Here is a 26984-nt window from a genome sequence, read left to right as displayed (position 1 = left end):
GAAAAGGAGATTTGAAATGAAAAAGTGGACTTTCTCTATGATACTTGTTTTAGTAATTGTGCTATCTGCATGCACAGAGGAAACAAATAATGTGGACACGGCCGATTCAGAAAAGGTTCCTGCTGATCAGAGTGGGGAAACGGTAACCGTCCTTATGAATATACAAATGGAAATGATTCAGACCATTCGCAAGCATCTTGAGCCAGTAACATCTTATGAAATGTCAGAGGGTGCAGGGGATCTTGAGGCGGCTGTTGAGGCTAGTAACCGAATTGCGAATGAACTTCGAGGGATTGAGATACCAGAAAATCTGGATAAGGATCTTCAGGCTGATATGAAGGATTCCATTGAATTATTGGCCTTATATTTTGAAGAACGTGCTGCAGCCATGTCAGAAGGTTCAGATGGTGAAGAAGTGACAGCTGCATTGGAGAGTTTCCACCAAAAAATAGGAGAAACGTTTGAAGCAGCAGGCTTGCACGCTCCTAATTTTGAAAAGGATGTACAATAATAGTTTTTAGCGAGACGCCTTCCAGGTTTGGGGGGCGTTTTTTGATACCCTTAGCGCGGTGTGGGCTTCATGCCTTCTATGAAGACATGATTAAGCAGGAAAAGTGGTAAGGGAAGTCTTCATAAGGCCGATGAAGACCTGAGTAAGCGGTGAAAATGGTGGAAGAAGTCTTCATAAGGCCGATGAAGACTTGAGTGAGCAGGAAAAATGGTAAGAGAAGTCTTCATAAAGCAGATGAAGACCTGAGTGAGCGGTGGAAATGGTGGAAGAAGTCTTCATAAGGCCGATGAAGACCTGAGTGAGCAGGAAAAATGGTGAGAGAAGTCTTCATAAGGCCGATGAAGACCTGAGTGAGCGGTGAAAATGGTGGAAGAAGTCTTCATAAGGCCGATGAAGACTTGAGTGAGCGGTGAAAATGGTGGAAGAAGTCTTCATAAAGCAGATGAAGACTTGAGTGAGCAGGAAAAATGGAAAGAGAAGACTTCATAAGGCCGATGAAGACCTGAGTAAGCAGGAAAAATGGTGAGAGAAGTCTTCATAAAGCAGATGAAGACTTGAGTAAGCGGGGAAAATGGTGAGAGAAGTCTTGATAAAGCAGATGAAGACCTGAGTGAGCAGGAAAAATGGTGAGAGAAGTCTTCATAAAGCAGAAGAAGACCTGAGTGAGCAGGAAAATGGTGAGAGAAGTCTTCATAAAGCAGATGAAAACCTGAGTAAGCAGGAAAAATGGTGAGAGAGGTCTTCATCCTCTAATCTACACTACAACCCCAATAGCACTTAAAAATTCAAAAAGGCATTATTCTTTACAGTAACAATAATATAATAATACACCCACTGTATTTAGCCATCCGAAAGACTTGTCCATTACCAAGTTTCGTGATAGGATTAGTCTAATTAATGTTAATTGAATAGTTAGTTTTCTTATCAAGAGAGGTGGAGGGACTGGCCCTGTGAAGCCCGGCAACCATACAGTACAGACAACTACAACTGTATAGGTGCCAATTCCAGCAAGACAAACGTTCTTGGAAGATAAGTGGATGTGACGGGCTTGTACTCAAACTTCTTCTTATCGAAGGAGTTTTTTGTTTGTCTACATAAACAAACAACGAAGGGGGAAGTGTGAGATGAAGTTTGGTTTTTGGTTGCCGATTTTCGGCGGTTGGCTGCGAAATGTGGAGGACGAACAGATGCCTCCTACTTTTGATTATGCAAAAAAGGTAATCCAACAGGCGGAACAGCTTGGGTTTGACACGACCTTGATTGCGGAGCTTTTTTAAAATGATATTAAAGGACCGAAAGAGGACACATTGGAGGCCTGGTCGACTGCTGCAGCCTTGGCAGCCGTTACAGAAAAAATAGAAATTATGACAGCAATTAGGCCTGGTTTTCACAACCCTGCCATTGCAGCAAAAGCAACGGCAAATATCGATCATATCAGCAATGGGCGCTTCACGCTCAATGTCGTGTCAGCGTGGTGGGAAGAGGAGGCTCGTCAGTATGGCGGGATTTTCACCGAGCATGATGAGCGCTATGACCGTACAAAAGAGTTTATCGATGTACTTAAAGGCTTATGGACAGAAGATACATTTACCTATGAGGGCAAATATTATCAACTGAAAGAGACAAAACTCCATCCTAAACCGGTGCAACGTCCCAATCCTATCCTTTATGCAGGCGGCGAGAGTCCAAAGGGGAAGGAAGTGATCTCCTCGCATTGTGATGCCTATGTGATGCACGGCGGTACAGTTGAGGAAGTGACGTCAAAAATCAGCGATATGAAAGAAAAGAGAGCCAAGACTTCCAATCCTCCTTTTCAATCCTTTGGGATGGCTGCCTATGTCATTTGCAGAGATACAGAAGAGGAAGCCCAAGCAGAACTTGACCGGATCACCGATGTAAAAGAATCCGAAGCTTATGCTGGATTTAAAGACTTCACAAGCAAATCACAGCTAGAGCAACAAATACAATTGCAGGACTACTCTGTTTCTAATAGAGGATTGCGCCCAAATCTAATTGGGACGCCAGAGCAGATTGCTACCAGGATAAAAGAATTTGAGAATGCAGGGGTGGACTTATTGCTATTGCAGTTCTCTCCGCAGCTTGAGGAGATGGAGCGTTTCGCCAAAAAGGTGATGCCCCTTGTTAATCCGAGGGCAAAAGAGCTTGCCCAATCATAAAACCTAGCAGAAAATAGACTATCATATATGCATAAAATGGAGGCAAACAACGTGGAAAAAATCTATATTATTCATGAAAATAAAGAGTGGACCACACATTTAACTACTAGATTAGAAGAGTTGGGTTTGCCATATGAAGAATGGCACTTAGACGAAGGAGTGGTTCCTTTGACAGAAGAACCACCTGAAGGCGTATTTTATAACAGAATGAGCGCCTCTTCTCACACAAGGGACCATCGATTTGCACCAGAGTTAACAGGGGCTGTTCTCTCATGGTTGGAATACCATGATCGAAGAGTGCTGAATGGAAGTCGTGCCCTTCGGCTGGAATTAAGCAAGGTCAATCAGTATACGGCCCTTGAAAAAGCTGGAGTAAAGACACCGAAAACCATTGCGGCGGTAGGAAAAGAACATATACTGCAAGCGGCTAAACGATTAGGCTCCGGCTCCTTCATAACGAAACACAATCGTGCAGGCAAAGGACTTGGAGTACAGCTATTCCATTCGACAGCCTCGCTTGAAGAATACTTGTATGGCTCTGATTTCGAAGAGCCTGTAGATGGTATCACGCTTATCCAAGAATACATTCAGGCACCTGAACCTTTTATTACTCGATGTGAATTTATCGGTGGGAAGTTTATGTACGCCGTTCAGGTCGATACATCTGAAGGCTTTGAACTGTGCCCGGCCGATGCCTGCCAGATCGGGGACTTGTTTTGCCCAGTAGGCGAAGAAGTGGAGAAAAAGCCTAAATTCCGTATCGTAGAGGGCTTTGCCGACCCAATCATTGAAAAATATGAAAAGTTCCTGCAAGAAAATGAAATTGAAGTAGCAGGCATTGAATTTATCCGCAACAGTCAAGGGGAAATCTTCACCTATGACGTTAACACCAACACCAATTATAACGCAGACGCCGAAAAAGCAGCCGGCAAATTCGGGATGCTGGAACTTGCTAAACTACTAGGAAAAGAGCTAGAGCTTGAAACAGAAGAACTCAAAGTTTACTAGGTTGTTTTTGTTAAGTAAATGGAATGATTAAGTTTTTAAGAACAAGTGGATTGGAGCGGAAGGCACTCGACTCCGGCGGGAGGTAGCGGTAGGTTGAGACCCCGCAGGCTTGCCGAGGAGGCTCAAGCATCGCCCCGCGGAAAGCGAGTGCCTGCAGCGAAAAGGAACGGCAATAGTAAATGCAATGCATGAATTGAAAAAAGCTAACCATAAGTCCTCCTAACAAAGGGACCCTGCGGTTAGCTTTTTTACATTCCATTATTAAAAGAAAAACACATGCGCCATTAGCGCGATAACAGGTAAAGTAATCAACGTACGTAAAATGTAAATCACAAACATTTCCCAAAGGGATACAGGCACTTTAGATCCTAAAATCACGCCACCTACCTCAGAAAGATAAATAAGCTGTGTGACAGATACTGCTGCAACCACAAAACGAGTTAATTCACTTTGTATATCTGAAGCTAAAAGAGCTGGCAGGAACATGTCCGCAAAACCAACAATAAGAGATTCCGACGCTTTAGCTGCATCTGGAATTTGCAACAATTCTAACAACGGAATGAATGGCATGCCAAGATAAACGAACAGATCTGTGTTTTCAGCAAGGATCAAGGCAATAGTACCGAATGCCATAACAATTGGTGCTACCCCCATCCACATATCAAGGACATTTTTCCCGCCGTCACGAAAGAATTTTCCGGCACTTTTATTTTTAGAAGCACGCTCTACCGCTTGGGTATACCCCCACTTTAAAGGAGAATATCCTGAAGGTATTAACTCTTTTTCATCTTGTTCCTCCCCGTTATAATACGTATCCGCTTTTCTGGATAAAGGAGGAATGCGTGGCATGATGATGGCAGCAACCAATCCTGCCACAGCGATGGTTATATAAAATGGGATGAACATGCTGCCAAGTCCAACCTGTGTAATAACGACAAGACTAAATGTTATCGAAACGATAGAGAAGGTAGTGGCAATAACCGCTGCTTCCCTTTTCGTATAAAAACCGTCTTCATACTGTTTACTTGTTAATAGTACCCCGATTGTTCCGTCACCAAGCCATGAAGCCAAGGCATCGATGGATGAACGTCCAGGCAGTTTAAATAAAGGACGCATGATTTTCGTCAAGAGTGCGCCAAACAACTCCAATAGTCCAAAGTTTAATAATAATGGCAAGAATAATCCGGCAAAAAGAAAGACAGTAAATAATACCGGTAAAAGATCATATAAAATGACAGAACCTGTAACGTCACTCCAAACAGCTTCCGGACCAAGTTCAAATAAGGTCATAATGGCCAATATCATTGCAAGAACCCTTACGACAGTCCAAAATACAGAAACGTTCAATAACGTATTAAAGAATCCTTGCTCTTTCGTAAAAGCGGGTTTTGCTAGTTTTGTCACTACAGTTGCGATGGCAGTAATGGCGATGACGCCTGTCATAATGGCGGGGATGCTGTCTCCTAAAAGGTCTCCTAGTAACCCAGCTAGAATGGCGATTGGAATTGTTAACTCGTCCTGGTACATGACAGGGAACATGAATAATAATATTCCGATAATAGAAGGGATAATGAATTTTAATTTATCTGCTGTTCTGAAAGATGAATAGTTTTTCAATATAATAATCTCCTTATGCGTAAATATGCAACTCTGGTAATTTTAATACATTTTTAAAACTTTTCAAAGGTATTTACTGGAATTATGTTATTTCCATCTTTATTTATTACCCCAAATCAGGTGCATGAAAACTTCTTCAATCCAATCAATTAGCAAAATCCAGAATCTCTAATTCTTTATTTTTCCTAAGATCAATAAAGTGATCATCAACCTTGATGATCGGTAGGTGCGGTTCATCTGAATGAATGAAAATTATTTCTGCGAGCTTCCCGTTGTTTAGAACCACTTCTTCGCGCAGATGATTAGAGAGAACATATCGGACGAACGGATAGACGATGGCGGGATTCAATCTATTGTAATTTGCCTCTTGTATAAGAATTTTAGTAGTGGTGAAAATATTTTGCTTAGGTCGATAGCTTCTTTCGGATGACAGGGCATCATACATATCTGCAACAGATAGAATCTGCACAAAATAAGGGATCTTAGAATGCTTGATTCCTGTCGGGTAACCACTTCCATCTAGACGTTCATGATGGAGCAGGGCACCTTGCAAGATGTGTGGATCAATTGTTCGGTTCTTTTTTAGCAAATCATATCCGTAGGTTGTATGTTTTTGTATTTCCATCCACTCTTTTTCAGTAAGGCGACCTGGCTTTTGTAAAATATTCTTGTCGATAAGTAGCTTTCCGACATCATGAAACATCCCCATTTGACCAAGTAAGCTGATACTGCTTTTATCGAGCCCTTGCAGCTTTCCGATTAAAGAAGAATAGATTCCGACATTTAAACTATGGGTATAGGTGTAATTGTCATAGCTTTTTACTTGCTCTATGTAACGGGTGAAAACCGGATCGTCCACGAGTTTATCTATAAGTGGAGTCAACATATCTTGTATTTCATCTATCGGAGGGAGCTGCTCCCCTTCAAGATTGGCAAATATGGATTGAAAAGTATGGATACTCGTTTCATACATATTTTTGACATGCTGAAAATACTCTCTGGATAGATGATGGGGCTCATCCAAAATAAAGGCCTGGTCGAAATAGTAGGCATGCTTTTGAAGGCTTTCCACATGGTTTGCATTCAGGACCGTCCCTTTTCTTAACAAAAGATTTCCCGACAAAGAGTAAATATCATTTTTTAGAATTTTACCAATATGATTGGAGGAAATTTTCATAGAGTTCAACCTCACCTGATTGCGTTAATACCTTTATTATAAGGGATTTGACGTATATAAAACAGGATAAATTGTACTTTTCAAAATTTTTAGCAAAATGCTTTTTCAGTATAATGTTTGTAATACGAAGAGAGATTAACTAGGATAGGGTATATACAAAAAATCATTTACATATAAGAGGGTGAATTCACTTGGTAAAATGTATTGCCATAGATATGGACGGAACATTATTAAACAATAACCATGTAGTTAGTGAAGAGAATGCAGATGCCATTAAGCTCGCTAGAAATAATGGAGTGGAAGTGGTTATTGCCACTGGGAGAGCATACTCTGAAGCCAAGGACGTCTTGGCAGAGGCAGGTATACACACACCGATTATCTGCGTAAATGGAGCAGAGGCCCGCACGCCTGAAGGAGAAATTGTATCAACAAACCCAATCGCAATTAGCCTTGGCAGAGATCTCGCACGAATTTTAGACAAGCATGAAATCTACTTTGAGATATATACTCAGAACGGTACATATTCTAAAGATTACGATAAGGCGATTGCCACTATTATGGATGTTTTCATGTCAGCGAGTAACGATAACGACTACGATAAAGTCTTAAAGGCTGCACAAGAGAGAATGGAAGACGGGAATGTGAAAATGGTCGACAGTTTTGACCCCATTTTACAAGATGAATCAAAAGTAATTTATAAGCTTCTTGCATTCTCCATGGATAAAGAGAACCTGGAAGCGGCACGTTCTGAATTGTTGGAGCTTGGTACGGTTGCGGTAAGTTCTTCTGGTAAAGACAACTTGGAAATTACAAGTGTAGACGCTCAGAAAGGAATTGCTCTGACTACATTCACTCAAGAGCGAGGCATTTCGATGGATGACACCATGGCAATCGGGGACAATTATAACGATGTGTCGATGTTTGAGCGTGTTGGCAGAGCGGTTGCGATGGAAAATGCACCAGATGGTGTGAAGGCGAAAGCGCATATGGTGACAGATACGAATGTAAATAGCGGTGTTGCTAAGGCGATTATCGAAGCTTTGGCGAAGAGTGAGGTTGGATAACGGTGGAAATGGACCGGGTAGCTGCTTGTGGGCTGCTTGGTCAGCCGTTTTTTGTAAGATATCAAGAAATTTAGGAGGATATCAAGAAACTTGAGTTTATATCAAGAAATTTGAGTTTATATCAAGAATTTTTAAGATATATCAAGAACTTTCAGGTTATATCAAGAAATCGACATGAAAAGCCACAAAATGACTCTCCGTTTGCCTGCCTCCCCGACTCCTAAACTCCTAAACTAAAATACCATAATATCCCACAAATCTAACATTGAGACTCCTGCTTCCAATCCCTTATAATAGACTAGTTGCAAAAAAATAAATTCGACTTTGAAAATAAATGGTTTACATAGATTTAAGGGGGGCCTGCTGTCATGAAGTTTCGTGCTTCTGCTGTGCAATATCCATTGCACACAATCTCAAGCTTTGATGAGTTTGCAAATCATGTTATTCATTATGTGAAAACCGCCGCTGAATTTGACGCGGATATTGTCCTTTTTCCAGAGTTTTTAACGACTCAGCTAATCTCTTTCCCAGTGGATGGAAGGGAGCAAACGATTCATGATCTGCCTAAATACACCGAACACTACCAACAGCTCTTCAGTGGAATTGCCATCCAAACTGGCATGCATATCATCGGCGGCACACACATCATCGAAAAACAAGGCAAACTTTACAATGCAGCCCACCTCTTTTACCCGGACGGCCGTATTGCGACACAAGCCAAATTGCATTTAACACCAACGGAAGTGTATGAATGGGGTCTGACCCCTGGTGAGGATTTGCAAATCTTCCATACTGATTTTGGCAAGATTTCCATGCTCACATGCTATGATATTGAGTTTCCGGAAGCGGTAAGGCTTGTGAGGGCGATGGGAGCAGATGTGGTATTCTGTCCTTCCTGCACAGATGACCGTCACGGGTTTCACCGTGTCAGATATTCTTGCCACGCGCGCACAATAGAGAATCAAATCTATGTGGTGACAACAGGAACGATTGGCTCGCTTCCTACTGTCGATTTCATGCGAGGTAACTTTGGACAAGCAGCGATCATTTCACCAAACGATGTCCCGTTTCCTCCTCGAGGTATTGTGGCAGAAGGAGAGCTAAACACAGATATGATCGTAACAGGTGACTTAGACTTAACTCTTTTACACAAAGTAAGAGAAGCAGGTTCCGTCACCACCTGGAGAGACCGCCGCAACGACCTTTACCCAGATTGGGAAAAGCTAGTCAAAGGCACCCTCACGTATTAATTGACAAACAGGCAAATCTGTCATACCTTAATAACATAATAGCTCCGTTAAAGAGGATTCTATAGCTGTTGGTTGGAGCATAGGGCGAAGACTCCGGCGGGAGGTAGCGGTAGGTTGAGACCCCGCAGGCATGCCGATGAGGCTCAAACAACGCCCCGCGGAAAGCGAAGCCCAATGCGGAGAACAACAGCGTGTTTAACAGAGCCGAAAATAATAAAATACACACATATAGGATTGTGACTGGTAAAGCAGGCAAGACCTAATACGCTTACTCCCCTAAAGAGTAGCGTATTGGGTCTTTTTCTATTTCCGCACAATTCCGACAATAGGAGGAAACACACATGTCATTTTTCAAAAAACTATTTGGTGGAAAAGAAGAAGTAAAAACAGAAGAAATGTTAGTAGCGCCAATTACAGGTAAAGTTGTACCGCTAGAAGAAGTTCCAGACCCTGTATTTGCGCAAAAAATGATGGGCGACGGTATCGCAATCGAGCCAACAGAAGGAACTGTTGTATCCCCAGTAAACGGAGAAATCGTACAATTCTTTCCGACAAAACACGCTATTGGAATCAAGTCAGAAACTGGAGTAGAAGTACTGATCCACGTAGGTCTTGAAACAGTTGGGATGAAAGGGGAAGGCTTTGAAGGACTTGTGGAAGTTGGTGACAAAGTAAAAGTCGGCACGCCACTGTTAACATTCGATATCGACCTTATTAACGAAAAAGCAAAAAGCATCGTAACACCTGTTATTCTGACAAATGGAGATATCATTGATACAGTGACAAAACATGCTGTCAAAACAGCAACAAAAGGTGAAACAGCATTGTTGGATTGGAGTATTAAAGCTTAATTTTCCAGTTGCCGCCTTGTTTTCTTTTCGGCAAGCATGTAACTGCTTTGTATAGCCTCTCTGATTGGTTATAATAAAAGTAAAATAGGGCGGTTAAATTGGGGAGAGACAAGATTGAGAATAAGTAAAGTGTTAAACAATAACTCGGTTGTCGTCAAAGAGGATGATCAAGAGAAAATCGTGATGGGCCTTGGTGTCGGCTTCCAAAAGCGAAAAAACGATTTGGTAGACCGTAGTAAAATTGAAAAGATTTTCGTGATGAAGGAGGAAAGTGACAAGTTTCAGGAGTTGCTTTCCACCCTCCCTGTTGAGCACATAGATGTAGCCGAGGAGATTATCAGCTATGCAGAAGGTAAGCTGATGGTTCCTTTAAGCAACCACATCCATATCTCTTTGACAGACCATCTATCTTTTGCAATTGAGCGGTTGGAAAAAGGATACACCATTCAAAATAAGTTGCTCAATGAAATAAGGGTCCTTTATAAGCCGGAATTTGAAATCGGACAATGGGCGCAAGGGCTGATCAAGGAACGTTTGGGTGTTAGCATTCCAGATGATGAAGTGGGTCATATCGCCCTTCATCTTCATACTGCGAAAATGGGATCCAAAAGCATGGCAAACACGATGCAGCTGGCCACCATCATCCGTGATGCCATTGAGATGATCGAGAAGGAATTTGGTGTCAAGATTGAGGAAACATCTATCAATTATCAACGGCTATTGACACATCTAAGGTTTGCGATTAATCGTGTGGAAGAAGGAGAGCCATTTCACTCCATGGACCCTGAAATGCTAGAATTACTTCAGTTGAAATTTGGGAAAGCATTTGGAACGGCGCAAAAGATTGCTGACTTTTTGGATGCAGAATATGACATTCATTTTCCTTTATCAGAGGTTGGATACATCACCCTTCATATTCAGCGATTGACAGAAAAATAAGAAGTACTAAGCTGTTGACGAATTTTATCGAACTGGATTAAAATGAAAACGTATTCGCTAACAACATGTATATACAGGATTGTGACTGGTAAAGCAGGCAAGACCTAAAACAGGCAAGGAAGTAGGGATCACTCTACCCTCTTGCAGGTTTTAGGTCTTTTGTTTTTTGTTTTGAAGTTAGGTTGCGGACGGGGCTGGAACATCAATAATGGATAAATGGTCGGTTAGGATGGATAAAACAATTTTACAATGGATAAGTTGGTCTGTAGCGTGGATAAATCCTTTTTACAATGGATAAATCTCATTTACAATGGATATTTCAAAATACAACCTGATTTCAGACGAGTATCCCCTTACTCCAGCAAAAAAAAGTAACCAAATTCACAGGAACAATAAAAAACTATAGGAAAAAGAGGTGCTCATCATGAATTATAACAAGATAGCAAAAGACTTGATTCCGCTTCTAGGTGGTGCAGACAATGTCATCAGTGCCACACACTGCGCGACTCGTCTAAGACTAGTTTTAAAAGAAGATGAAAAAGCAACAGCAAACCGTGACCAAATAGAAGAGCTTGACGGAGTGAAAGGGGCATTTGCAAGCTCCGGACAGTTCCAAGTTATTTTTGGGACAGGGATAGTAAATAAAGTGTACGCAGAGTTTGCAGAAGAAGTGGGCCTTAAGGAAAAGGACACTCAAGATCATGCAGAAGCGGCGAAAAAGAAGATGAACCCGTTCGCGCGTTTTGCAAGAACGTTATCCAACATTTTCGTACCAATCATCCCTGCCATCGTGGCAAGTGGTCTATTGATGGGGCTGCTCGGAATGGTAACAACATTTGGCTGGGTCGCTGCTGACAGTTCCTTTTTGAAAATGCTAAACATGTTCTCAAGCGCCGCATTTATTATTCTCCCAATCTTGCTCGGTTATAGTGCCGCAAAAGAATTTGGAGGAAATCCGTTCCTTGGAGCAGTTATTGGGGGAATCATGACACACCCTGATCTGCTAAATCCTTGGGGACTGGCCGAAGCAAAGCCTGAATACATGGATTTCATGGGACTTGATGTCGCATTGATTGGTTACCAAGGGACCGTTGTACCAGTTCTGCTCGCCGTTTTAGTAATGAGCTTTATTGAAAAGAATCTGCGTAAAATCGTTCCGAGTGCGGTAGATTTACTCGTGACGCCATTTGTAACAGTTATTTTGACTGGATTTATCACCCTTCTTGCTATCGGACCGTTAGGCAATGCCGTCGGTTCCGGCATCACAGTTGTACTTAATTTTGTGTATGATTATGGCAGTGTCTTTGCCGGCCTTATTTTTGGCGGATTGTACTCCTTGATTGTTATTACAGGGGTTCACCACAGTTTCCATGCTATTGAAGCAGGACTTCTTGCAGAGCTTGGCTTAAACTATCTCTTGCCAATCTGGTCCATGGCCAATGTGGCACAAGGTGGAGCGGGACTTGCTGTTTACTTCTTGGCTAAGCGTGAAAAAACGAAAGAGCTAGCATTACCTGCAGCATTATCGGCCTTTCTAGGAATTACAGAACCTGTAATTTTCGGGGTAAACTTGAGATATCGTAAGCCATTTATCGGAGCTGCCATAGGTGGTGCATTAGGTGGAGCCTATGTGGTATTTACCAATGTTGTCGCAAATGCATACGGCCTGACAGGTATCCCTATGATCGCCATCCTTGTAGAGTTTGGCACCGTCAATGTCGTGAACTACCTAATCGGTTTCGCCATTGCTGTAGTAGGTGCCTTTATTGCAACCTGGTTCATGGGTATTAAGGAAGAAGACGTAAAGTAAGTAGGAGTATCCCCTGATGACTGTAGTGCAGGGAGTGAGACTCCGGCGGGAGGTAGCTGTAGCTTGAGACCCCACAGCGCAGCGAGGAGGCTCAAGCACACGCCCCGCGGAAAGCGAACTCCCGGAACGAAAGGAATCAGGGAGTATACTCAATTCGTAATGAAAAAGGAGGGACCATCCCATGAAAAAAGGAATCATCTCACTAGGAGAAGCACTCATCGATTTCATCCCGCTAGACACAGACAATATCACCTATCAGAAAAGCCCAGGTGGAGCCCCGGCAAACGTAGCAGTTGGCGTCGCACGACTAGAAGCCAAATCCACTTTTATCGGGAAAGTCGGAAACGACGTGCTGGGAAGATTTCTCCAAAAAACACTAGCAGACTACGGAGTCAACACAAGCTCGATGTTGTTGACCGATGACATCCGCACAGGTGTCGTATTCGTCACATTGGAAAAAGGAGAACGCAGCTTTGATTTCTACATCAACCCAAGTGCGGACCGCTTTTTGACAGAAGAAGAGATAGAGGAAAAGCTTTTTGACGAAAATAAAATCCTGCATTTCGGCTCCATTTCCTTAATTAGCGAGCCAACAAGAAGTGCCACCATCAAAGCGGTGAAGCTTGCTAAAGAAAAAGGTCTCCTCGTTTCCTATGACCCGAATTTACGTCTTGGCCTTTGGGACAGTAAGGAAGCGGCAAAAGAACAGATTATTGCCATGCTTCCATATGCCGATATTTTAAAGATTTCCGAAGAAGAGCTGGAGTTCATTACTGGTGAAAAGGATATCAAAAAAGGTGCGGAAAAGCTTGCTATCTATGAAATTCCGCTTCTCCTTGTGACGCTTGGATCAGAAGGCAGTTATATTTTCACTCGTGAAGGAAATCAGCATGTGCCGGCACGTAAGGTGACAACAGTGGATACAACAGGGGCAGGGGATGCATTTGTTTCTGGGATTCTATATATGGCAAACGAGTGGGGTGGGGATATCTCCGCTATTACTCTTGAAAAAGCTGTGGAAATGGCTACCTTCGCTAGTGTATCCGGATCCCTTGCTGCTTCTGAAAAAGGTGCGATGACTGCCTTACCTTCCTTAGAACAGGTTCAATCAATCTTAGCAAAATAAAGGAGTTTTTCTTTTATGACAGAAAGAGAGCAAGAGCTTATAAGGCTTGCAGAGGAAGAAGTGGAGAAAAATAAAGATATCGTCGAGCGCGATCCTTATCGATTACGCTACCACCTCATGCCACCTGTCGGCTTATTGAATGACCCAAACGGCTTTATACAGTGGAACGGTACTTACCATCTGTTTTATCAATGGATGCCATTTAAAACAGGCCATGGAGCTAAGTTTTGGGGACATTATTCCTCTGAGGATCTTGTAAATTGGAAGCATGATCCGATAGCATTGGCTCCAAGCGAATGGTTTGAGAAAAACGGATGCTACTCCGGAAGTGCGGTTGAACATGACGGGAAGATGATTCTTTTTTATACAGGAAATGTGAAGGATACCGATGGAAACCGGAAAACCTACCAGTGCATGGCGGTTTCAATAGATGGTGTAACCTTTGATAAAAAAGGTCCAGTGGTAGAATTGCCGGAAGGATATACTGCTCATTTCCGAGATCCAAAGGTGTGGAAAAAGGATTCGGAATGGTATATGGTCGTCGGTGCCCAAAGTGAGGACATGACAGGAAAGGTGGCACTTTTAAAGTCTTCTGATTTAACAGAGTGGCAACACTTAGGTGCCATTGCAGGCTCCGGTATGAATGGATTAGGAGACTTCGGTTACATGTGGGAGTGCCCTGACCTTTTTGAACTTGATGGTGTGGATGTACTGGTTGCGTCGCCCCAGGGCTTGAAGGCGGAGGGTATGAAGTATCAAAACGTTTATCAAGCAGGCTATTTTATTGGAAAGCTAGACTATGGGAAAGCTTCATTTGAACATGGTGACTTTGTTGAACTGGACCGAGGCTTTGAATTCTATGCCCCCCAAACCACTTTGGATGAAAAAGGACGTCGTCTGATGGTCGGCTGGATGGGGGTGCCTGAGCAAAATGAGGATAAGCATCCTACCATCTCGCACAAATGGATTCATGCTTTAACCCTGCCGCGTGAATTACATTGGGTTGATGGGAAGTTGTTGCAGGTTCCTGTGGAAGAGCTAGCAAATTTAAGGAAAACAGCGTTGGTTACTGTTAACCATATGCAACTTTCTAATGAAAAAGAGGAAGTGTTTTTTGAGGAAAAAAGTGCTGCTTTTGAGATGATCCTCTCTTTTAAAAAGGATGTTGCATCATTTGAGTTGGAAATGAATAATACCGTCCGGTTGACTTATGACGCTTCTGTTAGTGTCTTCTCCCTTTATCGTAAAAGCTTTGTAACGGGGGAATGGGAAACACGAAGATGCAGTCTGCAGACATTAACGGAATTGCGTGCGTATGTGGATACGTCTTCTGTAGAAGTGTTTTTGAACGGTGGAGAAGAGGTATTTACTGCGCGGATTTTTCCAGATGGACCAGACGCCGCGGGGGTAACGATGTCCGGCGTTGGGACTGTTTCTGAGATGAAGGTATGGGAAATCTAATCTGAATGAAAAATCGATATTAAGGAATGCTAAAGAGAAGCCTGAAATCAAAATCTGGCTTCTCTTTTTTGCTGTTCTACTAGGCAAAAGGTCCTGTGATTCACAAAATCCAAAAGGAGGCGCCATCAATGGAATTGGTAATTTACCTTATCTTCACCTGGTTTATCGCAACTTATTTCTTTTTCCAAAAGAAGCGTCTTCTCTTTATAGAGAACCTTATGCTATTTCTGTTTTTCCTTTTTATCAATAAATGCATACTGACGATGATCAGTATGAATTTAAGTCTCATCACATATAGCAAGGAGCCGCATTTGTTCATTTGTTTTTGGCTCCAGCGAAATATTATTTTCCCGTTGATCTTGCTCATTTTCGTCAATGGGGTGTTCATGAGATCGTTGGGGATAAAAGTAATAGGAGGGGTATTCACAGTGATCTTCACGTTGTTGACCGAAGCCCTGGCAATCCATTTCTCCATCATTGAGTATCATATGTGGTCATTTTTCATCTCATTTGTGATGGCGTCATGCTATCTCGTGCTCGCTTTAGGAATTTCGTCATTTTACCGCCGATTACTAGCAAGAGAAGGAATGGTGAGCTCTTGAAATGAAACCAACTCCAACTATTAACTATGACTTTTATTTTAACTCTAATGAATGGTTCATCCTCGTTTCTTTGCTTGCCGGTTATGCAATCATTTTCTTTTTGCCAAAAAGATTTCCGTTACCGTTAAGCCTACTGTTTCTCATTATTGGGATCAACAGCGGAATCGTGTTTGATCATACCATTAGCATCCCGCCCTTTGACTTTTACGATGTCAATGACAGTTCGTATTTTGAGCTGTTTGACTTTCTCTCTTATATCCAGTATGGCCCCTTTGGCTACCTGTTCTTCTATTTGCACAGCTACCTTAAGATAAAAGGTTATTTTAATATGCTCTATATTGTTATGTGGTCGATTATTGCAATGTTTATGGAGGCGATCGCTACATATTTTGGTGTGTTTCACTATAAAGAGGGGTATGTGTTTATCTTTTCATATCCCTTCTATTTTTACATTCAAACCATTACATTAGCCCTTTATTTGTACATCATGAAAAGTACAAAAATCCCACAAAAATACCCTCCACACCAGTGACGTGTAGAGGATATTTTTATGCCCGGCATATACCCGGTCTTTAAAGAAGCAGGAAAGCTAAGGAAATAATGGCGCCGCTGACAAACAGAACGATCACACAAAAGCCCATGATGTCCTTCGCCTTTAACCCTGCGATAGCGAGTGCGGGCAACGCCCAGAAAGGCTGAATCATATTCGTCCACGCATCTCCCCAAGCTACAGCAAGTGCTGTTCTTGTGACGGAAACACCCATTGTCTGAGCAGCCTCTAACATAACTGGTGCCTGAACAGACCATTGTCCCCCTCCTGAAGGAACAAAGAAATTCACAATTCCGGCGCTAAGGAACGTGAAGAAATGGAAGGTGTGCTCATTGGAAATGTTGACGAACGCTTCGGACATGACAGCCGCAAGACCTGATAAGGTCATCATTCCCATAATCCCAGCATAGAACGGGAACTGGATGATGATGCCGCTAGCTCCTTTTACTGCATTTGTCACCGATTCAAGGAAGTTCTTCGGACGCCAGTGAAACAAAATTCCGAGGAACAAGAAAAGAAAGTTTACAATATCTAGATTGAGTTTAAACCCATTATCTGCAAAATAGAAGAAAAGGAATATAAGCCCCATGACTGATACGGATAAAGATAGAATCCAACTGTTTTCCAGACGTTCAGCAGGTGTCATTTCCGATCTTTCGACTGTTGCGGCCTGCAGGCTTGATGCATCGTCTAAAAGGGACGGATCGACGGTCACTGTTTCATCTTTTGTCGGCATCATCAATCGGTTTAACAATGGCAGTGTCACAAAAAGTACAGCCAGTATGATTAGGTTAAATGGGGAGAAAATGGTCTGATCTGTGGAGATCACCCCAATTAAATCTTCTGAAAAATGTCCTTCTGTTGCGATGGTGAGCGGAATGGAGCCGGAGAATCCTCCATGCCAAACAAGGAATCCGCTGTAAGCGCTTGCAATTAAAAGTCTGTAATCTACATTTTCAACGCGCTTTGCTAGCTCCTTTGCAAATAGAGCTCCAATAACAAGACCGAAGCCCCAGTTGATCCAGCTAGCTATGATGGAAACAACGGTAACGATAATAATCGCGCTTCCTGGAGATTTGGCGGTAGATGCCAAGGCACCAAGAAACCTTTTAAAAATGGCGCTGCTTGCAAGTACATACCCCGTAACCAGAACCAGAACCATCTGCATGGAAAATGTGAGAAGAGCCCAAAAACCACCGCCCCAATGCTGTACCATATCAGCAGGACTGCTGTCAGTAAAAAGAAGTCCAAGCCCGAACACCACAAGCGTTAAGATAATAACGAACAAGAATGGATCCGGTAAATAACGCTGCATTAAACGATTAAAAAAAGAAATAATACCTTTCACGCATATCCCCCCAATAAGTTTTTTGTCGAAAATTAATCCCATCCCTCTTTTACATTTCTCTACTAATAGATATATTCCTTCTTTTTTAAAGGCAGTCCATTTTATAAATCTTCTTGACATATAGGTTGTATTTCTATTATGTTAAATAAAAAAGTGAGTAATCACTCATTTTAAAGGAGTGGTAAAACAATGACAACTCAAGTTTGCAGAGTATCTCATCTATCGATTTCATTTGGTAGGCAAGAAGTATTGAAAAACATCGATTTAACCATTAACAAAGGGGAAATCTTCGGTTTTCTTGGTCCCTCAGGAGCAGGGAAAACAACGCTTGTGAAAGCAATCGCTGGGCTACAGCCCATTAACAAAGGGGAGGTTGAGGTGCTTGCCCGAAAAATGCCGACTTTGTCACTTTCAGAGAAAATCGGGTATATGGCGCAATCAGATGCACTGTATCAAGATTTGACTGCACAGGAGAACCTTCAATTTTTTTCAGCCCTGTATAAATTAAATAGGAGCGATAGAAAAAAGCGAATTGGCGAAGTTATGGAGCTGGTGAATCTCAGTGATCATCTCCATAAACCTGTGCAACAATTCTCGGGTGGGATGAAACGTAGACTTTCTCTAGCGATTTCCCTTCTTCACAATCCAGAAATTCTCATATTAGATGAACCTACAGTAGGTATTGATCCTTTGCTTAGGAAATCTATCTGGCAAGAATTAAAGGCACTCAGCCAAGCTGGCACTACCGTACTTGTTACCACGCACGTAATGGATGAAGCGCAAAGATGTGATCGCCTCGCGATGATAAGGGAGGGGAATCTGCTGGCGGTAGGAAGTACAGAAGAACTGCAAAGAGTGACAGGTACAACTAGCATGGAAGATGCATTTTTATTTTTAGGAGGTGCCACCGTATGAGAATAACGGCTGTTATCATTCGTATTTTACGCCAATTTCTTCGAGATAAAAGAACATTAGGGTTAATGATTTTTGCACCTATGCTCATTTTGGCTCTAATGAATGTGGTATTCACCGATCAGGAACCGACCATGAATGTAGGACTGGTGGGAGAGGTGCAATCTCTACAAGCTATTGAAGATGAAAATTTGCAATTTACTTTAATAGATAGTGAGGAGGACGGATGGGAAAGAATAGAAGAGTCAGAAATCGATGCTTTTCTTACACAGGAAAAAATAGTGTTAGAGGGAAGTAATCCATCTACCAACAAAGCTATTTTGCTCAAGCTCCAAAAAATGAACCAACCTGACGAAAACAAAGAACTTCCATTTGATATAGAGTATGCATATGGATCGGAGTCAATGGAGATGTTTGATAATATAGGCCCATTTCTTATCGTATTCTTCGTCTTCTTTTTCGTCTTTTTGATAGCGGGCGTATCTTTCCTACGGGAACGGACGACTGGAACGCTGGAGCGGTTGATGGCTACACCTATTAAGAGATGGGAGCTTGTGATAGGGTATGTAGTGGGTTTTGGAATATTTACACTTATTCAGTCAAGCATCATTGTCCTGTTTACCATCTACATTCTTGATATCCAAATGGCAGGAAATATCCTATCCATTCTTTTTGTTACCTTTACTGTTGCCATCACTGCGTTGACACTGGGAACCTTATTGTCAGCATTTGCCCGAAATGAGTTACAGATGATTCAATTCATTCCATTAGTCGTCGTTCCGCAAGTGTTTTTTTCCGGACTGTTCTCAATAGAAGCGATGCCTTCCTGGCTTCAAAAGGTGAGCTTGGTGATGCCTTTAACCTATGCAGGAGAAGCGATGAAGGATATTATGATTAGAGGGAAAGGGATAGAAGAGATTTACAGTAATATTCTACTGTTATTCGGATTCTCTCTTTTATTTATCTTATTAAACATAAAAGCTTTGAAAAAATATCGTCCGACGTAAGGATAAATACGGAAAGGAGCAGGCATGGACAATCAAGAAGAAAAGAAATTGAGTGAAAAACATCGTAAAATACTAGAGGCAGCCATTGAAACTTTTGCAGAAAAGGGGTATGCTGCGACTTCCACCAACGAGATAGCCAAAAAGGCTGGAGTGGCAGAAGGGACCATATTCAGACATTACAAAACGAAAAAAGAATTACTCCTTTCCATCGTTTCTCCAACGGTTGCCAAGTTTGTCGCCCCGCATTTTGTTAAATCTTTCTCCAAGGAAGTATTAGAGGGAGAGTATAACAGTTATGAGGAATTTCTTAGAAATCTGGCATACAATCGTTATGAATTTATTAAACAGAATTTCTCGATTTTAAAAATCTTCATTCAGGAAGTCGCGTTTCATGAAGAGTTTCAAAAGCCATATTTTAACCTTTTCAGAGAAGTCATCCTTCCAAACTTTACAAAAGTCGTGGTACATTTCCAAGAGAAAGGGGAATTGAAAAATCTCCCACCTGATACCATAATCCGCTTTACCATATCGACTATTGCTGGAACGATTTTTACTCAACGATTCCTTGATCCGTCACAGGATTTTAATCAAGAACTAGAAACCGCCATTTCCTTTTTAATGGATGGTTTGAATCCTGGTCCAAGAGGTTAAAGTGGAAAAGGGATAACCTCCATGTGTACAATGAAAAAAAGACCACAGGAGGGACCATCGTGAATCAGACAATTGAAACAATACTATCGCACCGATCCGTGCGTAAATTTGAAGATAAACCCCTAACAGACGAACAGATAAACACGATTGTAAAAAGTTCGCAGGCAGCTTCCACGTCAAGCTTTGTTCAAGCCTATTCCATTATTGGAGTAAAAGATAAGGCTAAGAAAAAACGCTTGGCAGAGCTTGCAGGAAACCAATCATATGTAGAGGAGAATGGGCATTTCTTCGTTTTCTGCGCGGACTTCCACCGCCATGCATTAATTGGTGACATGGAAGGGACAGATGTCACCTCTTCCATTGAGAGTACGGAAAAGTTTATGGTGGCAGTCATTGATGCAACGCTTGCCGCACAGAACGCTTCAATTGCTGCAGAGTCCATGGGTCTTGGCATCTGCTATATCGGTGGACTTCGTACGAATATCGAAGAAGTGGCAGCGCTCTTGAAAATGCCGGAAAACACCATCCCTTTGTTCGGTCTCGCAGTAGGCTATCCCGCTCAGGATACCGGAGTCAAGCCGCGTTTACCTTTGGAAAATGTGTATCACGAAGAGGTATACCAGCAGGATGACAAGGTCTTCAAGGAGCAATTGGAAGGGTACAACCAGGAGATTTCCGCCTATTATCATGAGCGTACGCAAGGAAAACGTTCAGACACATGGACCAGTCAAATGGCAGGTATGCTAAAAGAGCCGAAGCGGATGCACATGAAGGGGTTTGTGGAGAAACAGGGATTTGCAAAAAAATAACTTTTAGTATTAAAAGGCAGCCTCGTGACGGTTAATGGAGCTGCCTTTTTGGGGAGATAATTTAAGTGGGGAATAATTGTTAGATGAATTCTTAATCATCGTGATGAAGACCTCAGTGACGAGAAAAAGGGAGAAGAGAAGTCTTCATGGACGTGATGAAGACCTCAGTAACGAGAAAAAAGGAGAAGAGAGGTCTTCATAAAGGTAATAAAGACCTTGGTGACAATGAATTTCATTGAATCAGTCAATGACGAAGAGTGTAAAGGCAAGATTGGGCAAATAGTTCAAAGCATCTGAGACCTTGCTTCCATTTTGGCAGTTACCCTAGGGTGACTGTTTTTTTAATGTTGATTTACAAACCAGACGGCTTCTGGCTTGCCCACTAGCTGTCCGCAATCCACCTCACAACGCTTCAGGGGTCTCACTTATCCCTTCTTCAAGGCGGGCGTATATGCGCCTTCATCAACAAGGTTCACTAAATTATTACTACCCTCCTCACGAAAGGAATCAATGCATACCCGATATAAAACCCCAGTATATTCAAAATCAAATCATCAATATCCAGGCTCCCCCTATTCGTTAGCAATTGAGTAATTTCAATGCAAGAAATTAGTGCAACAGGAAGGAAACCTCTGATAAAAAAACGTCTAGTCCAAAATGCCAGTAAAACGCCAAGGGGCACAAACAATCCTACATTAGCAGCCAGATTATAGAAAGAAACGAACCAATCTGCATCACCAGAAAGGTACAGGGAAATGGTTTTAAAAGGAACAAAATTACTGTTATCATAGGCAGGCTCGCTGGGTCTCATAAATAGAAGAACCAGCAGGGAAAGGGTATACAGAGTAAAGGCGGCAATTAGAAAAGGTTTTCTTATCCATACTTGCTGTTTCGTTAGAAATAAATAGTTGGCTAGGTTAACAACTAGTAAGCCAAAAAAGAGTACCACCAACACAACAGGATGCAGGTAGGTGGTGAGAGTGCTGGTAATAGGAATGAAGATGGTGAAAATGGCGATGCTCAATAGGATGGGAATCAGTATTTTTTTCAAAAAAGGGCTACCTCACTTATAAGAAAAAATCGGGCTACACCGCCCGATTAGTCTTTTATTGTTGTTTCTTCTCCCTCGGAAGTTCCTTCTAAAACCTTCTTCAATTGAGATAGATGGTCCCCGTCTTCTTTTTTTAAGATCTTTCGGATGATGGGCTTGGTGAGCTTCATGACGATGCCGGAAGTGTGAATGTCCCCTTGAAAATGCACCTTCGTGCCACCATCTACTGTTGGCTTGAAGTCATAGTGATATATAACCTTCAGTCCATTTGCTTCGCTCTGAACCACGTATCTTTCATTCGGTATGAATTCAATAAATACAATAATAGAGGATGCTTGACGTCCGCGAATTTCACGAGTTTCTTTAAACTTTGAACCAACCTGTATCGGACCGTCTGTCAATTTTTCGATAGCTACAACGTTTTCCATTATTTTCGTAGAGTTGTCCATATTGGCGGCAAATGAAAATACCTCATCCACGGGCTTGGAAATAATGACGGAATCTTGGATATCTGGCAAGGTAATTGCTCCTTTCATAAACCATCTTTGATGATTTAATAATAGCACAGAAAAAGGAAGGTTTAGCGAGAAATTGAAGCAAGAAGTTTAAAAAGCTCTTCGGACGGAAATATACACAGTAACAAGCTGAACAATTTAAAATTAGAGGAGGAATTCATTATGTTAGGATTATTAATCACACTTATTATAGCAATCGTTATCGGAATGATCGGAAGTGCCATCGCACCTGGTGGGATGCCGGGCGGAATTTTGGGAGCTATGCTTGCAGGTCTTGTCGGAGCATGGATTGGCCACGGATTATTCGGGACTTGGGGACCTGTCATTGCTGACTTTGCTATCGTCCCAGCCATTATTGGTGCCGCAATCTTTGTATTCTTATTAACATTGATTTCAAAAGGGTTAAGAAGCGCAACATAATATTAGGATAATAAAAGGTGATACAAAAAAACTAGTTGATCGTAGTGGAAAGCGAAGCGCTTGGAACGGAGATCAACTGCTTTACGGAAACATAAAAAAGAGGCAACCATCCGGCTGCCTCTTTTATTATTTCGCTTCTAAACGACGGATACGCTCATTTAAGTCAGGGTGAGTAGAGAATAAAGAACTCTTTCTCTTCCCGTTGATCTTAAGAGATGCAATCGCAGTATCCTTCTCTTCTGTCACACGGTTTGTGTAAGCCTGAAGGGAACGCAATGCATGCACCATTTTGTCTTTACCTGCAAGGTCAGCGCCTCCACGGTCTGCGTGGAACTCACGATAACGGGAGAAGGCAAATACGACGATGCTTCCAAGAATCGAGAATACGATTTGGAACACGATAATGGCAATAAAATGCACGATTGGTGCCATTTCTTCTTTTACAAAACGAGACGCGATGAAAGCTGCGATACGAGCCAAGAATACAACGAATGTATTCACAACACCTTGCAGTAAAGTCATCGTTACCATATCACCATTGGCAATGTGGGCAACCTCATGGGCGATAACACCTTCAACAGCTGCTTCGTCCATTTCATCTAATAGACCAGAAGAAACAGCTACTAAAGAACGGTTCTTGGAAGGACCTGTAGCAAATGCGTTAACCTCTGGAGAATAGTAAATTCCAACTTCCGGCATTTTCGTAATGCCAGCTGCACGGGACATGCGGTGAACCATTTCAACAATTTGACGCTCTTGTGAGTTCATCGGACCGTCTGGATCGATGACCTTCACATTCATCATTTTCTTTGCCATCCAACGTGACATCAATAGGGAAATGAAGGAACCTGTGAAACCAACGATGGCACTAAAAATTAGAAGTGAACCGAAGTTTATTCCACCATCTTCAATATAATTTCCAGCACCAGTCACCATAAAGATGATGGAAATCGTCGTTAAGACAAGTACGTTCGTAAGGATAAAAAAGAATATACGTTTTGCCATGTTTCTCCTCCTGAATGTTTTGAGGTCTTATGAACCTCTATCTTTCTTGTCTCTATTATAGATGGAATTGCCTAACTTTTCAACGAAAGTGTCTGACATTATTTGACGAAACCGGCTGGCCATTTTACTATAAATGCAGGAATGACGGATGAAGAGGGTGTGTTAGGTATGGGGAAAGAGTGGACCAGAATGTATTTGGCGGAGTTTCTGAGAAAAATGGAACAAGGAACCCTTTCTGTTGAAAAAGGGCAGGACATGCCGAAAAGTTTCCAAAATCTTTCTTCCAAAAAGGGAAAAGAGGAAGTTGGTTTAACGATGTCCGATATCGTTTGGCTCGGTAATCAATTAGAAAGCGCACATTACACAGAACCGGCACTTAAGAACTGGGTGAAGCGCGAGATAAAAGAATACATTGGAGGTCCTCAAGTTGGGAGAAAATACTCCATTCAGCAAGCTGTATTGCTTTTTATCGTTAAAGACCTTAAAGTGCTCCTTGATTTTGAAGCTATAAGGAAGGTCCTGGGATCTGTATTCAATAACCCTGTTAAGCGAGAAGATGATATCATCAGTCCTTTGAAGTTTTATCAAGGTTATGCTTGTTTGTATGAGCAATTGATGCAAAAGACAAATCTGCTTACGGAGGGCAATATCAAACAAGAAATCGAACAATTTTTGGAAAATGATGAAGGATTCCCTGTAGAAGATAAAGAGAAGATTCTTGATGCCATGATGGTGGCGACGCTCGCTGTTCGAACTAATTTTTTGAAAGCGTGGGCACAACGGTATGTGATGAGGGAAAACGGAAAAGAATAAGTTTATTGCATGTAAACGCTTCACTGGTGGAAGTTAGGTTATAATAGGTTTAAAGCTTGATTTGACTAGGCTTAGTATGGTATTTTCAATGCGGACTATCGCGAATTAAATTACCTTGAAGAAGGGAAGTTTTTATATTATGGCAAAGCAACAAATCGGCGTAATCGGTTTAGCGGTTATGGGAAAAAACCTTGCAATGAACATTGAAAGCAGAGGTTATTCCGTTTCTGTATTCAACCGTTCCCCGGAAAAGACAGAAGAATTCCTTCAAGAAACAGAAGGAAGAAATTTCAAAGGTACATACAGCATCGAAGAATTTGTTCAATCTCTAGAGTCCCCACGCAAAATTTTACTAATGGTAAAAGCAGGCGGACCGACAGATGCAACAATCGATTCCTTAAAACCTTATCTTGATAAGGGTGACATCCTAATTGATGGAGGAAATACCCTTTACACAGATACAATCCGTCGGAACAAGGAACTTGGCGAGCTTGGCTTGAACTTCATCGGTACAGGCGTATCAGGTGGGGAAGAGGGAGCATTGAAAGGTCCTTCCATCATGCCTGGCGGACAGAAGGAAGCATACGAACTAGTAGAAGATATTTTGAAAAGTATCTCTGCAAAAGTAGAAGGCGACGCTTGTTGCACATACATCGGTCCAGACGGTGCCGGCCATTATGTGAAAATGGTGCATAACGGCATTGAGTACGGCGACATGCAATTAATCAGTGAAGCATACTACTTACTGAAAAATGTTCTTGGCTTATCCGCACAAGAGCTCCACGAAGTGTTTGCAGAGTGGAACAAAGGTGAATTGGACAGCTATCTAATTGAAATCACTGCAGACATCTTTACAAAAGTGGACGAAAAAACAGGCAAACCGCTTGTAGATGTTATTCTTGATACTGCTGGACAAAAAGGTACTGGAAAATGGACAAGTAAGAGCGCACTAGACTTGGGCGTTCCACTTCCAATCATCACAGAATCCGTATTCGCACGCTTCATCTCTGCGATGAAAGAAGAGCGCGTGAAAGCAAGCGGCATCCTTCGTGGACCAGAAGCAGTCCCTTTTACTGGTGACAAAGAAGCATTCATCGAGAGCGTGCGCAAAGCACTTTACATGAGCAAAATCTGCTCTTACGCTCAAGGATTTGCACAATTGCGTGCAGCATCTGAAGAGTACGGCTGGGACCTTAAATACGGCGAGATCGCGATGATCTTCCGCGGCGGCTGCATCATCCGTGCCCAATTCTTACAAAAAATTAAAGAAGCATACGACCGTGAAGCTGGCCTTGCAAACCTATTGCTTGACCCATACTTCAAAGAAATCGTGGAAAGCTACCAAGGCGGCCTTCGTGAAATCCTTGGCGTTGCGATTCAGCACGGTGTACCTGTACCATCCTTCTCAAGCGCGTTAGCATACTATGATAGCTACCGTTCTGAGACGTTGCCTGCAAACCTGATCCAAGCGCAGCGTGACTACTTCGGCGCTCACACTTACCAACGTGTGGACAAGGAAGGAATTTTCCATACAGAGTGGATGAAGTAAGCTTTAGATGAAATCGGACCAATCTATGGTTCCCGTTAGATGCGGGGGCTGTGGATTGGTTTTTTTTGTGGTGGCAGTTGGTTTATCAAAGTGGTGACTTGGTTGATATCTGACTTTTGGTTGCTTGAAATAGAAGCTGGGGCTTATCGTGATAGGCAAGTCTCCTACCATTACCAACACGAAAATCCCAAACGGTAACAGAGAAGCCGTCTCAAGGCCCGAAGCAGCATACCAAAAACCCAAACGGTAACAGAGAAGCTGTCTCAACGCCCGAAGCTGCATACCAAAAGCCCAAACGGTAACAGAGAAGCCGTCTCAAGGCCCGAAGCAGCTCACGAAAAGCCCGAACGGTAACAGAGAAGCTGTCTCAAGGCCCGAAGCAGCATACCAAAAGCCCAAACGGTAACAGAGACCACGTCTCAAGGCCCGAAGCAGCTCACAAAAAGCCCGAACGGTAACAGAGAAGCTGTCTCAAGGCCCGAAGCAGCTCACGAAAAGCCCGAACGGTAACAGAGAAGCTGTCTCAAGGCCCGAAGCAGCTCACGAAACCCGAACGGTAAAAGAGAAACCGTCTCATGACACGAACCAGCTCACAAAAGCACACAAGGTAACAAAGAAGTCGACTCAAGGCCCGAAGCAGCACAAAAAAATCCCAAACGAAAACAGAGAACACGACTCAAGACACAAAGCAACTGAAGAAAAGCCCAAAAGATAACACACAATACGTCTCAACGCCTGTAGAAGACAACCCAACTCTCTAA

At 42.4% G+C, this 26984-nt stretch carries 26 protein-coding genes, 1 pseudogene and 1 riboswitch; of the genes and pseudogenes, 21 read left to right on the top strand and 6 right to left on the bottom strand.

Going from position 1 to position 26984, the window contains the following annotated elements; translation table 11 throughout:
- The first annotated feature begins 16 nt into the window (after positions 1-16).
- The 4 genes and pseudogenes from HC179_RS07080 to HC179_RS07070 all read left to right on the top strand — a co-directional run bounded on the left by HC179_RS07080 (position 17) and on the right by HC179_RS07070 (position 3696).
- Complete coding sequence (locus tag HC179_RS07080) at positions 17-511, top strand: hypothetical protein (protein ID WP_168863703.1); 495 nt, start codon at positions 17-19, stop codon at positions 509-511.
- 610 nt (positions 512-1121) lie between these two features.
- Entirely contained in the window at positions 1122-1244 is a 123-nt protein-coding gene (locus HC179_RS21185; protein WP_277351311.1) for a hypothetical protein, read from the top strand.
- A gap of 185 nt (positions 1245-1429) precedes the next feature.
- Positions 1430-1547, top strand: a riboswitch (SAM riboswitch).
- An 88-nt stretch (positions 1548-1635) separates the two neighbouring features.
- Positions 1636-2688, top strand: a pseudogene (locus tag HC179_RS07075) (LLM class flavin-dependent oxidoreductase).
- Positions 2689-2739: 51 nt separating this feature from the next.
- A complete protein-coding gene (locus HC179_RS07070) occupies positions 2740-3696 on the top strand; it encodes an ATP-grasp domain-containing protein (protein ID WP_168863702.1) in 957 nt (318 codons plus the stop codon).
- A gap of 261 nt (positions 3697-3957) precedes the next feature.
- On the opposite strand, the gene HC179_RS07065 is transcribed toward HC179_RS07070, so the two are convergent.
- Both HC179_RS07065 and HC179_RS07060 read right to left on the bottom strand, forming a co-directional pair.
- Entirely contained in the window at positions 3958-5313 is a 1356-nt protein-coding gene (locus HC179_RS07065; protein ID WP_168863701.1) for a YjiH family protein, read from the bottom strand.
- A 145-nt stretch (positions 5314-5458) separates the two neighbouring features.
- Positions 5459-6490 (bottom strand): HD-GYP domain-containing protein, encoded by a 1032-nt coding sequence (locus HC179_RS07060; protein ID WP_168863700.1) that lies wholly within the window; start codon positions 6488-6490, stop codon positions 5459-5461.
- 191 nt (positions 6491-6681) lie between these two features.
- Between HC179_RS07060 and HC179_RS07055 the strand changes: the two genes are divergently transcribed.
- From HC179_RS07055 to HC179_RS07015, 9 genes are all read left to right on the top strand, one after another.
- The gene (locus tag HC179_RS07055) at positions 6682-7554 is read left to right on the top strand and encodes a Cof-type HAD-IIB family hydrolase (protein WP_168863699.1); all 873 of its coding nucleotides are present in this window, start codon (positions 6682-6684) and stop codon (positions 7552-7554) included.
- Between the two features lie 368 nt (positions 7555-7922).
- Entirely contained in the window at positions 7923-8804 is an 882-nt protein-coding gene (locus HC179_RS07050) for a carbon-nitrogen hydrolase family protein (RefSeq protein WP_168863698.1), read from the top strand.
- Positions 8805-9145: 341 nt separating this feature from the next.
- Complete coding sequence (locus HC179_RS07045; RefSeq protein WP_168863697.1) at positions 9146-9655, top strand: PTS sugar transporter subunit IIA; 510 nt, start codon at positions 9146-9148, stop codon at positions 9653-9655.
- A gap of 114 nt (positions 9656-9769) precedes the next feature.
- Positions 9770-10594, top strand: a complete 825-nt coding sequence (locus HC179_RS07040) for a PRD domain-containing protein (RefSeq protein WP_168863696.1) — start codon at positions 9770-9772, stop codon at positions 10592-10594.
- Positions 10595-11018: 424 nt separating this feature from the next.
- On the top strand, positions 11019-12404 hold the full coding sequence (locus tag HC179_RS07035; protein WP_168863695.1) for a sucrose-specific PTS transporter subunit IIBC: 1386 nt from the start codon (positions 11019-11021) through the stop codon (positions 12402-12404).
- Between the two features lie 181 nt (positions 12405-12585).
- Complete coding sequence (locus HC179_RS07030) at positions 12586-13530, top strand: aminoimidazole riboside kinase (RefSeq protein WP_168863694.1); 945 nt, start codon at positions 12586-12588, stop codon at positions 13528-13530.
- A gap of 15 nt (positions 13531-13545) precedes the next feature.
- Positions 13546-14991 (top strand): sucrose-6-phosphate hydrolase, encoded by a 1446-nt coding sequence (locus tag HC179_RS07025; RefSeq protein WP_168863693.1) that lies wholly within the window; start codon positions 13546-13548, stop codon positions 14989-14991.
- A gap of 128 nt (positions 14992-15119) precedes the next feature.
- On the top strand, positions 15120-15593 hold the full coding sequence (locus HC179_RS07020; RefSeq protein ID WP_168863692.1) for a hypothetical protein: 474 nt from the start codon (positions 15120-15122) through the stop codon (positions 15591-15593).
- Position 15594: 1 nt separating this feature from the next.
- Positions 15595-16125 carry a hypothetical protein gene (locus HC179_RS07015; protein WP_168863691.1) on the top strand — a complete coding sequence of 177 codons (531 nt, stop codon included), beginning with the start codon at positions 15595-15597 and terminating at the stop codon, positions 16123-16125.
- A gap of 40 nt (positions 16126-16165) precedes the next feature.
- On the opposite strand, the gene HC179_RS07010 is transcribed toward HC179_RS07015, so the two are convergent.
- Positions 16166-17491, bottom strand: a complete 1326-nt coding sequence (locus HC179_RS07010; RefSeq protein ID WP_168863690.1) for a TIGR00366 family protein — start codon at positions 17489-17491, stop codon at positions 16166-16168.
- A gap of 189 nt (positions 17492-17680) precedes the next feature.
- Here HC179_RS07010 and ccmA point away from each other — a divergent pair, with 189 nt between their 5' ends.
- The 5 genes from ccmA to HC179_RS21180 all read left to right on the top strand — a co-directional run bounded on the left by ccmA (position 17681) and on the right by HC179_RS21180 (position 21072).
- A complete protein-coding gene (gene ccmA, locus HC179_RS07005; RefSeq protein WP_168863689.1) occupies positions 17681-18406 on the top strand; it encodes a heme ABC exporter ATP-binding protein CcmA in 726 nt (241 codons plus the stop codon).
- Positions 18403-19410 (top strand): ABC transporter permease, encoded by a 1008-nt coding sequence (locus HC179_RS07000; RefSeq protein ID WP_168863688.1) that lies wholly within the window; start codon positions 18403-18405, stop codon positions 19408-19410. Before ccmA ends, HC179_RS07000 begins: the two co-directional genes overlap by 4 nt.
- A 24-nt stretch (positions 19411-19434) precedes the next feature.
- A complete protein-coding gene (locus HC179_RS06995; RefSeq protein ID WP_168863687.1) occupies positions 19435-20061 on the top strand; it encodes a TetR/AcrR family transcriptional regulator in 627 nt (208 codons plus the stop codon).
- 59 nt (positions 20062-20120) lie between these two features.
- Entirely contained in the window at positions 20121-20870 is a 750-nt protein-coding gene (gene nfsA / locus HC179_RS06990) for an oxygen-insensitive NADPH nitroreductase (protein ID WP_168863686.1), read from the top strand.
- Positions 20871-20946: 76 nt separating this feature from the next.
- On the top strand, positions 20947-21072 hold the full coding sequence (locus HC179_RS21180; RefSeq protein ID WP_277351310.1) for a hypothetical protein: 126 nt from the start codon (positions 20947-20949) through the stop codon (positions 21070-21072).
- A gap of 273 nt (positions 21073-21345) precedes the next feature.
- Here HC179_RS21180 and HC179_RS06985 read toward each other — a convergent pair whose 3' ends face one another.
- Together HC179_RS06985 and HC179_RS06980 are read right to left on the bottom strand one after the other, a co-directional pair.
- Positions 21346-21921 carry a VanZ family protein gene (locus tag HC179_RS06985; RefSeq protein ID WP_168863685.1) on the bottom strand — a complete coding sequence of 192 codons (576 nt, stop codon included), beginning with the start codon at positions 21919-21921 and terminating at the stop codon, positions 21346-21348.
- Positions 21922-21968: 47 nt separating this feature from the next.
- Positions 21969-22439, bottom strand: a complete 471-nt coding sequence (locus tag HC179_RS06980; RefSeq protein ID WP_168863684.1) for an SRPBCC family protein — start codon at positions 22437-22439, stop codon at positions 21969-21971.
- Between the two features lie 159 nt (positions 22440-22598).
- Here HC179_RS06980 and HC179_RS06975 point away from each other — a divergent pair, with 159 nt between their 5' ends.
- Entirely contained in the window at positions 22599-22856 is a 258-nt protein-coding gene (locus HC179_RS06975) for a GlsB/YeaQ/YmgE family stress response membrane protein (RefSeq protein ID WP_060665779.1), read from the top strand.
- Between the two features lie 126 nt (positions 22857-22982).
- Here HC179_RS06975 and htpX read toward each other — a convergent pair whose 3' ends face one another.
- Entirely contained in the window at positions 22983-23861 is an 879-nt protein-coding gene (gene htpX / locus HC179_RS06970; RefSeq protein WP_168863683.1) for a protease HtpX, read from the bottom strand.
- Positions 23862-23963: 102 nt separating this feature from the next.
- Here htpX and HC179_RS06965 point away from each other — a divergent pair, with 102 nt between their 5' ends.
- Together HC179_RS06965 and gndA are read left to right on the top strand one after the other, a co-directional pair.
- Positions 23964-24674, top strand: a complete 711-nt coding sequence (locus HC179_RS06965; RefSeq protein WP_168863682.1) for a DUF1836 domain-containing protein — start codon at positions 23964-23966, stop codon at positions 24672-24674.
- Positions 24675-24813: 139 nt separating this feature from the next.
- Positions 24814-26223: an NADP-dependent phosphogluconate dehydrogenase gene (gene gndA, locus HC179_RS06960; protein ID WP_168863681.1), complete on the top strand. Its 1410-nt coding sequence runs from the start codon at positions 24814-24816 to the stop codon at positions 26221-26223.
- Positions 26224-26984: the final 761 nt, after the last annotated feature.

It is taken from the genome of Bacillus sp. RO1 (assembly GCF_012524115.1).
Lineage (GTDB): Bacteria > Bacillota > Bacilli > Bacillales > Bacillaceae_I > Sutcliffiella_A.
This window is presented reverse-complemented; position numbering and strand designations above follow the sequence as displayed.